This is a genomic window from Halorubrum sp. AD140, from assembly GCF_034497445.1.
In the GTDB taxonomy this organism is placed as follows: domain Archaea; phylum Halobacteriota; class Halobacteria; order Halobacteriales; family Haloferacaceae; genus Halorubrum.
Genome location: NZ_JAXRUU010000336.1, coordinates 1 through 1,040 on the forward strand (window position 1 = coordinate 1; position 1,040 = coordinate 1,040).

Sequence of the window (1,040 nt, forward strand, 5' to 3'; positions counted from 1 at the left end):
GGTCACCACAGCGTACACCTGTGGCGAGAGCCGGAAGACCGTCTCACGCCGTCTGGCTTCTCGGGCGAGGGCTCGAAATCGCGCACTGTCGCGTCGACCGCAGCTGATGAGGACCGACGAGTCGACGAACACGACCTCGCCGTCGCGTTCCGTTCGGCTCATTCCTTGACGACGGGGCGGAGCGCGTCCAGGATGACTCCCGCTTCCAGGGTCGAGAGATCCAGTTCACGCGCCATGATCTGATGTGTGACTGACCCGTTAGCGTGTTCGCGTGCGTATTCGAGTGCGACGGCGAGCCCGTCGAGTCCGTGGCGATCGATGTAGGCGTCGATGTCGTCGTCCCGCAGCCGACGGGCGACCGCCTCGACCAACGCGCCGGTGATCTGGCGCTCGGCGTCGCCTGCGACCAGTCGGAGGTCGATCTCGCGAGCCGCGTACTCGGCCGGGCGGCCGTCGTTCGACTGTTCGATGAACCCCGCGGCTTCGAGGTCTGCCACGTAGTCGTACACCGTTCGTTGCGGGAGATCCAGCGTCTCGACTATCTCTTGGACCGTCGTCTCCGGGTGGTAGCCGACGTAGGTGTAGATCCAGGCTTTGCGAGGGTTCGCGAGGAGTTCGAACGCCTCACCGCCGGTGTCCAGCGGCGTGTCCCGGTTCGTCTCTCTCGTTGCCATCTCTGATAGCGAATTGTACGCAAGTCGCAATAAACGTTGTGAGCCGCGGTTCCGTCGTCTCCGATCGTGCGTACAGATCGTCACTCCCGACGGCGTGGCTGGTGAGTGCAAGCGTCGCCGTCGAAAACCGACCGCCTGCGACCGGGCGAACTCCCCACTCGTGCCCGGTCGCTCGCGGCGGGCGCGATGCCCGCGTTCACGTACGCACGCGAATCGGTAGTCAAGCGATTGCGACCGACACTCGACGCGGCGTCACTCCAGGAACACGCCGATATCGCGAGCCGGGGCTCGGAAGCCCGCTTCGTCGATCCAGCGCTTGAGATACGCGTCGGCCGTGTCTGCGGCGAGTTCATTCGATTCGACAGC

At 64.9% G+C, this 1,040-nt stretch carries 1 protein-coding gene; it reads right to left on the reverse strand.

Going from position 1 to position 1,040, the window contains the following annotated elements; translation table 11 throughout:
- Positions 1–158: 158 nt before the first annotated feature.
- Positions 159–674, reverse strand: coding sequence for a helix-turn-helix domain-containing protein (locus U4E84_RS18660; RefSeq protein ID WP_322533542.1), 516 nt, complete (start codon positions 672–674; stop codon positions 159–161).
- Positions 675–1,040: the final 366 nt, after the last annotated feature.